Below are 9,224 nucleotides of genomic sequence, written 5' to 3'. Positions count from 1 at the left end.
CCCCCCCCCCCCCCCCCCCCCCCCCCCCCCCCCCCCCCCCCCCCCCCACGGCCGCGACGGTGCTCCTGCGCCAGGCCGGTGCCGACGTGGGTACGGTCGCCGACATCCTCGGACACGGGGACGTCTCCACGACGTCCGTCTATCTGGACCCGTCCGCGGTGGCGGCCGCGGAGGCCCTGGGCCGCTCCCCCTTGGCGCGCTGACGGCCGCCCGACGAGCCTGGACATACGGCGACACGGCGGGGCAGCGGCACGGGGACAACACCAAGCCCGCCACCACAAGTACGCAGGAGCGCCGCGTCCCCGCCCCCTGCGCAACCCGCCGGCCCGCAGGGGGATCGCGTACCGGGGCCGGGGTTGGCGTTGGCGAGCCGGTCGGCGAGGAGGTCGGCCCGAAAGGCCGGGTCCGGCCGCGTCCGGCCGTGTCTGCGCCCCCTGCCGATCCTCGTACGCCCGTTCCTCGCGCGTCGCCGACCGGGCGGGCGGGTATGCGGGGTGGCGTGGGGGGTGCTCTGTTTGTGTGTGTGGAGGTTGTGGTGACCCATCCGCCGAGTCCGCCGCCGGCTCCCCCGGGCCCGCCGGGTCCGTGGCCGCCTGATCCCTTTCCGCCCCCGAGCCCGGGTCCGTCGCCGGAGCCGACACCCGAGCCCCTCCCCGACCCCTTTCCGGACCCTCTCCCCCCGGACCCCGGCCCCAGCCCCGGTCCCGAGCCCGCCCCCGCCCCTCCCGGCGGCGGCCGCCCGCCCCTGAGCCCCTGACGCATCCCCCCGTTTTCTGCTGCGGGCCCGGAACCGCAACCAACCCGCTTGCGGTTCCGGGTCCGCAAGCGCGTCGTGGTGGCGCTGCGCCCGCTCAGCGGTTCCTGTCGGACCTGATGTCGTCCGCGGCCGTCCGGAGGTCGCGCCAGTCCGTGACGGCCATCAGGGCGCATTGGACCAGCTGCGCGAGGTCGCCTTGGGAGCAGGTCAGGATGTCGTCGACGACGTCCTCGCCGGGTGTGATCTCGCCGTGGCAGCCAGGCGAACTCGACCAGTTCCAGCGCGTCGAGTGCTGCGGGAGTCGCATCCTTCCCGACCGCGGCTTCGACCCTGGCCGTACGCTCCGCCCGACGAGCGGCCCGCCCCACCACCACAGTTCCCTCCGCGTACCAGTTGTGTTGACGTCGGGAACAGGGTGTTCCCCGACCTCCTCGGTGGCTGCCGTGCGGGGATCGTAGTGCGGGGTGGGGCGGTTTTCGAGGTGTGTTGCAGGAGGCGGCGCAGCGGGAGGCTTCGGTGCCGGGCCCGGAACTGCTGCTGGTGCGGCGGTGGTTCAGGGCCCTCTTGGCGGTCGGGGTGGTCGGGGTGGTCGGGGTGTGGTGGTCAGCGGATGGGGGTGCCGCTGATGGTGCGGGCGATGACGAGGCGTTGGATTTCCGAGGTGCCTTCGAAGATGGTGTAGACGGCGCTGTCGCGGTGCATGCGTTCGACGGGGTAGTCGCGGGTGAAGCCGTTGCCGCCGAGGATCTGCATGGCGTTGGTGGTGACCCATTTGGCGGTCTCGCCGGCGTAGAGCTTGGACATGGATCCTTCGGCGGCGTCGAAGGGTTGGCCGGTGGCGGCCATCCAGGAGGCGCGCCAGACGAGGAGGCGGGCGGCGTCGATGCGGGTGCGCATGTCGGCGAGGGTGAAGGCGACGGCTTGGTTGTCGATGATGGGGCGGCCGAACTGCTCGCGGGTCTTGGCGTAGTCGAGGGCGTATTCGTAGGCGGCGCGGGCGATGCCGACGGCTTGCGCGCCGACGGCGGGGCGGGACGACTCGAAGGTGGCCATGGCGGCGTTGGTGCGGCCGGAGCGGGTGCCTTCGCGGGCGCGGGCAAGGCGTTCGTCGAGCTTGTCCTTGCCGCCGAGGAGGCAGTCGCCGGGGATGCGGACGTTGTCGAGGACGACTTCGGCGGTGTGGGAGGCGCGGATGCCGTGCTTCTTGAACTTCTGGCCCTGGGTGAGTCCGGGGGTGGCGGGCGGGACGACGAAGCTGGCCTGGCCGCGGGCGCCGAGGGCGGGGTCGACGGTGGCGACGACGACGTGGATGTGGGCGATGCCGCCGTTGGTGGCCCACGTCTTGACGCCGTTGAGGATCCATTCGCCGGTGGTGTCGTCGTGGGTGGCGCGGGTGCGCATGGCGGAGACGTCGGATCCGGCGTCGGGTTCGCTGGAGCAGAAGGCGGCGACTTTGACGTCGTCGGGGGTGCCGAACATCTGGGGTGCCCAGGTGGCGACCTGGTCGGGGGTGCCGTTGGCGACGACTCCGGCGGCGGCGAGGGTGGTGCCGGTGATGGCGAGGCCGAGTCCGGCGTCGCCCCAGAAGAGTTCCTCCATGGCGAGGGGGATGCCGAGGCCGGTGGGGTCGAAGGCCTGGGTGGAGAAGAAGTCGAGGGAGTAGAGGCCGGCTTTGGCGGCTTCCTGGAGGATGGGCCAGGGGGTTTCCTCGCGTTCGTCCCATTCCGCGGCGGCCGGGCGCAGGACGTCGGCCGCGAAGGCGTGGACCCAGTCGCGGACGGTGCGTTGGTCGTCGGTGAGTTGGAGGGAGAATGCGCTCATCGGGTCTGGCTCCCTGGGGTGGTTGGTGGTGTGATGCCGTGCCGGGGTGTCGCGGCCGCGTGTGCGGGACGGGTGGACGCGGCGGGTCGGGCGCGGGTGGTCGGGGTGGAGGTGCCGGGGCGGTGTGCGGGGTGGGACGCTGGGGTGGGCCACCTGGCTGTTACCGGCGGGTAACCCGCAGTGTGTTACTCCTAGTAACGTCTGTCAAGGCCGGGACGCCTCGGAGCACGGCAGATATCGGACGAGCGAGGGTTCGGCGAAGGGTCGCATGACGCACAACGAAGCCGCCACCGGTTCCGCCGCGGCGGCCGCCACAGGGGCCGCCACAGGGGCCGGCACGGGGGCTACCGGCCGGGCCGGTACGAGGGCCGGCACCGGATCCGCCGCCGGCGCGGCGGACGGCACCGCCGGCGGGCCGCGCGGCGCGGCACCGGCGGGCGGACGCTCCGCGCTCCGCCGCCTCGAACTCCTCGACGCCGCCGACCGCGTCGTGATGCGCGACGGCCCCGACGCGTCGATGAACACCATCGCCGCCGAGGCCGGCATCACCAAGCCGATCCTCTACCGCCACTTCGGCGACAAGGACGGCCTCTACCGCGCGCTCGCCGAACGCCACACCGAGGAACTCGCGCTCGCCATCCGCGCGGCCGTCGACCCCGCGCGGACCCGCGACCCGAGGGCGCGCGTCCAGGCGACGATCGACACCTACCTCGCGCACATCGAGGCGAACCCGCAGGTCTACCGCTTCCTGCTGCACCGCGCCGGGGCCGAGTCGGCCGACGTGCACGGGCACGTGACGGCGTACCAGCGGCGCGTGGGCGAGGAACTGGCGCGGTCCTTCGACCCGGTCGGGGCCACGGGCGTGCTGGCGCGCGCCTGGGCGCACGGCATCGTCGGCATGGTGCAGGCGTGCGGCGACTGGTGGCTGGACGAACGCCCGTGCGAGCGCGCGGAACTCACCGTCTACCTCACCGAACTCCTGTGGGGCGCCCTGCCCACCGCCCTCGCCGCCGCGGCAGAGGCGGGCGACGCGGCCGACCGTGACGCGGCGGAGCAGGGCGCGGTCGAGGAGGGGGCCGGCGGACGGGACGGGGCGGGGCGCGGGGACGGCGGCTGAGCGGCAGCCGTACGCCGGAAGCGGCACGCCCGGCCCGGCGTCCGCGTGCTTGCCGGGCGTACGGCGGTTCGGCAGTTCAGCGACCGCGGGCCGTGCCGGCTCGGCCGGTCCGGCCCCCGACCGAGACGCCGGGCCCGGCCACCCGCCCGGCACCCCGCCGAAATGCCCGGCCTCAGGTCCCCGGCCGGTACCGGATCGGATGGTCCTCCGGGACCTCGACCACGCAGATGCGCAGCCCGTCCGGGTCGGCGATCCACATCTCGTCGAGGCCCCACGGCTCGCGGCGCGGCTCGCGCAGGATCTCGGCGCCGCGTTCGGCCAGCGTCTTGTGGGCGTCCGCGAGGTCGCGCACCTGCATCCAGAGCTGGGTGGCCGCGGTCGGGCCGGTGTCCGAGCCCGCGGAGACCTCCAGGTGGCCGCCGCCGAGGAAGAACACCGTGCCGCGGTGCTCCCCGGTGCCGAACTCGCGGTAGACCGCGAGCCCGAGGACGTCGCGGTAGAAGGCGCGGGTGCGTTCGAGGTCGGTGGGCCGCAGCAGGATGCGGCTGCTCAGGACGTCCATGCCCCACTCTTCGCCCGTCACGGCACGTGTTATGCCTGCGTTGTGCGCGTGTTGTACGTCTTGTGCGCCGCACGGGACGTCGACGGGACGCTCGGACGCAGCGGGGACCCGCGCGGAGCACGCGCCCGGCCGCCTGTGCGGCGCGCGTCCGGGCGGGACGGGCGTTACGCTGCGGCGGGTCGGTCTCGTGGCCGACGCGGCAGGCGGCACGGCGGGCGACGGCCGGCCGGTGCGACGGACCAGGGCAACGGACCAGTACGACGGACAGTTCGACGAAGGGGTGCGTGTGGGGTACGACCGGGTGGCGGGGTCGATGTTCGGGCTGGCGTACGGCGACGCGCTCGGCGCGCCGACCGAGTTCCTGTCGTACGCGGAGATCATGCGCCGCCACGACGTACCCGGCCCGCGCGAACTCCCGGTACGCGGCGGCGTGGCGCTGGTGACGGACGACACGCAGATGGCCCTCGCGGTGGCGCAGGCCCTGGCGGACGTCCTGGGTACCGACACGGGCCGCACGGGCGCCCCTAGGGACACGACCGTCGCCGACGACTCCACCGACCCGGCCGACCCGGCCGACGCGAACGAGTCGGCCCGCAGAGGCGCCGCCCACGACGCGCCGAACCAAGGCCCTGCGGCCGCCCCCCGCCTCGACGCCGCGCGCCTCACCCCCCGCCTGCGCACGCACTTCCTGACCTGGTGGGCCTCCCCCGACAACAACCGCGCCCCCGGCAACACCTGCCTGCGCGCGTGCGAGGCGCTCGCGGACGGCGTGGCGTGGTCGTGGGCGACCGTGCGCGGCTCGAAGGGCTGCGGCGCGAACATGCGGGTCTCCCCCGTCGCGCTCGTGGACGGCGTCGGCGAGGCGGACCGGTGCGGCGCCGCGCAGTTGCAGGCGGCGATGACGCACGGGCACCCCACCGCGCTGGCGGCGTCCGACCTCACCGCGGCCGCGGTGCACGCGCTGCGCACGGGGGTCGCGCCGTCCGCCCTCCCCGCGCACCTGCGCGCGCACGCCGAGGCGCAGCGGTCGGTCTACCACGGGGACTGGCTGGGCGACGAGTTGTGGCGCGGTCCGTTCGGGACGACGCCGGAGGCGTTCATCGAGCGGGGCTGGGACGAGTGCCTGACGGTGCTGGACCGGCTGGACGCGGCGCTGGTGCTCGCGGACCGGCGCAGCGACCCGTGCCAGGTGACCGGGGCCGGGTGGATCGCCGAGGAGGCGTTCGCGACGGGGCTGCTGTGCTTCCTGATGTACGAGGACGCGCCGGTCGACGCGCTCGCCCGGGCCGCGGCGTCGTCGGGCGACTCGGACTCGATCGCGGCGCTGGCGGGGGCGTTCGCGGGCGCGGCGTACGGCATGGCGGCGTGGCCCGCGGAGTGGGAGCCGGTGATCGAGTACCGGGAGGACCTGGTCCGGCTGTCCGGGGCGCTCGCCCGGTGACGCGGCGCACGGCCGCGGAGGCGGCACAGGCGGCGCGGGCGGCACAGGCCGTGCGGGCGACCCGGGCCTCCCGCACGGCCGGAGCGGCGAAGGCCGCCTCGGGCGACGGCTCGCTGGGCGGCGCTCTGGGCGAGGCCTTGAACGGTGCGGTGAACGGTGCTTTGGACGGTACGTGGAGTGGGGCACGCAATGGCGCACGGCGTGGGCTGGCCGGTTTGAACGGGCCTACGGTGGCGGCGCTGCGCCGCCAGGCGGCGAGTTCGGTGGGCAGCGCGGTCACCGGTGTGGCGGCGGGCGTCGCGGGGGCGCTGGGGCTGGCCAGTGCGGCAGGTTCGGCGCCGACGGTGTCGGGGACGCGGCCGGGGGTGCTGGGCCGTGTGCACGCGGTGGACCAGGCGGCGTTCACGTGGGTGGCGTCGCACCACGTCCCGTGGGCGAACCGGGCGCTGCCGGCGTTGTCGCGGTCGGCGAACCGGTCGCGGCTGTGGATGGTCGCGGCCGGGTCGATGGCGTTGTCGGGCGGACGGGCGGGGCGGCGCGCGGCGCTGCGCGGCCTGGGGTCGGTGGCGCTGGCGTCGACGGTGACGAATGTCGTGCTGAAGAACTGGACGCGGCGGCCGCGCCCGGTGCTGGACCTGGTGCCGCACGTGCGGCGGCTGCCGCGCCAGCCGTGGACGACGTCGTTCCCGTCCGGGCACGCGGCGTCGGCGGCGGCGTTCGCGACGGGCGTGGCGCTGGAGTCGCGGTCGCTGGGCGCGGCGGCGGGGGTGCTCGCCGGGGGCGTCGCGTTCTCCCGTGTGTACACGGGGGTGCACTACCCGGGTGACGTGCTGGCCGGGGCGGCGCTGGGTGCGGGTCTCGCGGTGGTGACGCTGCGGTGGTGGCCGCGGCGTCCGGTGCAGGCGGCGTTCGCGCCGCAGCCGCGGGTGCGGGTCCCGGCGCTGGACGGCGGCGAGGGCCTGGTGGTCGTGGTGAACGCGTCCGCGGGGCCGGACGGCGAAGTGGCGCCCCGGCTGCGGGAGTTGCTGCCGCTGGCGACGATCCTGGAGCGGGTGCCGCCGCCGGAGGCGGAGGGCGGCGCGCCGGGCGGCGGTGCGGCGGGTGCCGGTGAGCCGCCGCCCGGACGGTCGGACGGACAATCGACGGACCTGTCGGCGGGGGCCGGGCCGGTCGTGCTCGCGTCGGGGCCGGCGGCGGCCGCGGTGGCCGCCGCGGGCACCGGCGACTCGGCTGCGGACGGCACCGGCACGGGCAGTGGGCCGGGGACGGGGAGGGGGATCGGTGAACCCGAAGGCTCCGACCTCGTCGCGCTGCTGCGCCGGGCCGCGTCCGAGGGTGCTGTGCTGGGCATCGCGGGCGGCGACGGGTCGATCAACGCCGCCGCGAAGGTCGCCCTGGACTTCGGCTGCCCGCTCGCGGTGTTCCCGGCCGGGACGCTGAACCACTTCGCGGCCGACCTGGGGCTCCAGCGCCTGGAGGACACCGCGCGGGCGGTGCGTGCCGGGGAGGCGGTGCTGGTGGACGTCGCGGAGATCGCGCGCGACCGCACGTACGACTTCGGGCCGCTGAGCGGCATGGACCCCGAGGTGTTCCTGAACACGTTCTCGCTGGGCGTGTACCCGGACCTGGTGCGGGCGCGCGAGGCGATGGAGGGGCGGATCGGGAAGTGGCCGGCGATGCTGGTCGGCCTGGTCGCGGTGCTGAAGGAGGCGCGGCCGGTCAAGCTGCGCGTCAACGGGCGGGCGCGGTCGGTGTGGCTGCTGTTCCTGGGCAACGGGGCGTACGCGCCGCCCGGTTTCGCGCCCGCGTACCGCCCCAACCTGCACGACGGGCTGCTGGACGTCCGCCTCGTCGACGCCGCGAAGCCGGCCGCGCGGATCCGCCTGGTCGCCGCGGTGCTGTCCGGGACGCTGGGGCGGTCGCGGGTGTACGAGGCGTCGACCGCGCGGGCGATGCGGCTGACGGAGATCGCGGCCGGTGCGCCGCTGGCGGTCGACGGAGAGGTCCGGCCGGGCGCGTCCCAACTGCGCATCGCGAAGGGGCGGCGGCTGGTGGTCTACCGCCCGGTGGGCGCGCGCCGCGCGTAGCGCGCCTGGCGGGCATTGGGCCGACACCGGGCCATACCGGGCCGACACGGCGGTACGGCCGCGCCAGGACGCCCCCGGTCCTTCCGCGCGGCGTGGCTGTCCCGTCCCCGAACCGCACGTGCGTGATCCGGACACCCCGGCGCGCAGCGGCGGCAGCCGCTTGCACCGTTCCCCCTCGCCCGGGAGCCGTGGACGGCACGGCCCTCCCAGCACCGCCGGGAACCGGTTCCGCGCCGGGCCCCTCTCAAGGGTGAGGGGAATCCGGCTGCGCCGAGGGCTTGGAGTTCGGCACAGTGGCCGGTACGGGGCGGAGGAGCGGCGACACGGCGCGTCGTCGGCCGGCGTGCGTTGTCGGTCGCGGCTGGGACGGTCGTTCGGCGAGCACGGCGGAGGAAGGGCGGTCGGCATGGGGGGCGTTTCCGGCGGTACGGCGGTCGCGCGGGTGGTGGCGCCGAGACAGGCGCCCGGCGCGAAGGCGGTCGGCAAGACGGTCGGTGCCAAGGTCACCGGTGCCCAGGTGACCACGGCGGTGGTCTCCCGGGCGGTGGCGCGGCATCGCGCGCGGCCGATCCCCCGTCAGGCCTTGGGCGCGGCGCGGTTGTTGGCGGCCGGGCGGATCGCGGTCGGGGTGGTGCAGGCGGTGGCTCCGCACGCGGCCGGGCGCCTGCTGCCGGCGCGCCCCGCGGGGGTCGGTGACGCGTCCGCGTTGTCGCGGGGCCTGGGCGTACGCGACACCGTGGTGGCGGCGGGCTGGTGGCACGCGTTGGACCGGGGCGGGAAGGGCGCCGCCGAGTGGGCGTGGCTCCAGGTCGCGGCCGATGTGTCGGACGGCGCGGGGACGGTGGGGCGCTGGCGGGCGCTGGACCGCCGCGAGAAGGCGTGGATGGTCGTCCTCGGCGCCCTGGTGGTGGCCGACGCCGCCGTCGCGGTGGCGCTCGGTGGCGTGGACGAGGAGTCCGCCGGAACGCTCCTCTGACCGGAAAACCTCCGCTGCCCGGCCGGCTCCGGCGACGTCCGGTCCTCCGAACGTGACGGCCTGGACGGGTCCGCCGAAGCCGGTCGCCGGTCATGTGCTCCGTGACCGATGACTTCGCCGCGCCCGCGCAGTCCTACTGGGCATGACACAACGCACCGGCACCGCACCCGCCACCCCCACACCGCTCCCGTCGTCCCCGTTCCGCGGCGACCGCTCCTCCCGGGGGCCCCGATGACCGCGTCCGGCATCACCGCCAACGGCGTCACCCTGGGCATCGAGTCCTTCGGCGACGCGGACGCCCCGCTCGTCCTCCTCGCGGGCGGGACGACGATGCTGTCCTGGCCCGACGAGCTGTGCGAGCGCCTCGCCGCGGGCGGGCGCCGCGTGGTGCGGTACGACCTGCGCGACAGCGGCGCGTCGACCACCGAGGACCCCGAGGCGCCCGCGTACACCCTGCGCGACC

General features: G+C 75.8%; 9 protein-coding genes. 6 read left to right on the top strand and 3 right to left on the bottom strand.

Annotation, left to right across the window (positions count from 1 at the left end):
- Window positions 1-59 precede the first annotated feature (59 nt).
- The gene (locus ACRX5S_RS03645; protein WP_436771251.1) at window positions 60-203 is read left to right on the top strand and encodes a hypothetical protein; all 144 of its coding nucleotides are present in this window, start codon (window positions 60-62) and stop codon (window positions 201-203) included.
- Window positions 204-851: 648 nt separating this feature from the next.
- On the opposite strand, the gene ACRX5S_RS03640 is transcribed toward ACRX5S_RS03645, so the two are convergent.
- Both ACRX5S_RS03640 and ACRX5S_RS03635 read right to left on the bottom strand, forming a co-directional pair.
- The gene (locus ACRX5S_RS03640; RefSeq protein ID WP_436771250.1) at window positions 852-1,064 is read right to left on the bottom strand and encodes a hypothetical protein; all 213 of its coding nucleotides are present in this window, start codon (window positions 1,062-1,064) and stop codon (window positions 852-854) included.
- Window positions 1,065-1,360: 296 nt separating this feature from the next.
- Window positions 1,361-2,578 (bottom strand): acyl-CoA dehydrogenase family protein, encoded by a 1,218-nt coding sequence (locus tag ACRX5S_RS03635; protein ID WP_436771249.1) that lies wholly within the window; start codon window positions 2,576-2,578, stop codon window positions 1,361-1,363.
- 268 nt (window positions 2,579-2,846) lie between these two features.
- Between ACRX5S_RS03635 and ACRX5S_RS03630 the strand changes: the two genes are divergently transcribed.
- Window positions 2,847-3,695, top strand: coding sequence for a TetR family transcriptional regulator (locus tag ACRX5S_RS03630; protein ID WP_436771248.1), 849 nt, complete (start codon window positions 2,847-2,849; stop codon window positions 3,693-3,695).
- 172 nt (window positions 3,696-3,867) lie between these two features.
- Here the strand turns inward: ACRX5S_RS03630 and ACRX5S_RS03625 are convergent, their stop codons facing one another.
- Complete coding sequence (locus tag ACRX5S_RS03625; protein ID WP_436771703.1) at window positions 3,868-4,257, bottom strand: VOC family protein; 390 nt, start codon at window positions 4,255-4,257, stop codon at window positions 3,868-3,870.
- A 286-nt stretch (window positions 4,258-4,543) separates the two neighbouring features.
- Here ACRX5S_RS03625 and ACRX5S_RS03620 point away from each other — a divergent pair, with 286 nt between their 5' ends.
- The 4 genes from ACRX5S_RS03620 to ACRX5S_RS03605 form a co-directional block, all read left to right on the top strand.
- Complete coding sequence (locus tag ACRX5S_RS03620; RefSeq protein WP_436771247.1) at window positions 4,544-5,698, top strand: ADP-ribosylglycohydrolase family protein; 1,155 nt, start codon at window positions 4,544-4,546, stop codon at window positions 5,696-5,698.
- A 215-nt stretch (window positions 5,699-5,913) separates the two neighbouring features.
- Window positions 5,914-7,785 carry a phosphatase PAP2 family protein gene (locus tag ACRX5S_RS03615; protein WP_436771246.1) on the top strand — a complete coding sequence of 624 codons (1,872 nt, stop codon included), beginning with the start codon at window positions 5,914-5,916 and terminating at the stop codon, window positions 7,783-7,785.
- A 406-nt stretch (window positions 7,786-8,191) separates the two neighbouring features.
- On the top strand, window positions 8,192-8,761 hold the full coding sequence (locus ACRX5S_RS03610) for a hypothetical protein (RefSeq protein ID WP_436771245.1): 570 nt from the start codon (window positions 8,192-8,194) through the stop codon (window positions 8,759-8,761).
- Between the two features lie 231 nt (window positions 8,762-8,992).
- A partial coding sequence (locus tag ACRX5S_RS03605) for an alpha/beta fold hydrolase (RefSeq protein ID WP_436771244.1) occupies window positions 8,993-9,224 on the top strand: 232 nt, incomplete at its 3' end.

The organism is Yinghuangia sp. YIM S09857 (assembly GCF_051388915.1).
Lineage (GTDB): Bacteria > Actinomycetota > Actinomycetes > Streptomycetales > Streptomycetaceae > Yinghuangia.
Note: the sequence above shows the minus strand (reverse complement) of the source record. Positions and strands in the feature narration are given on the sequence as shown.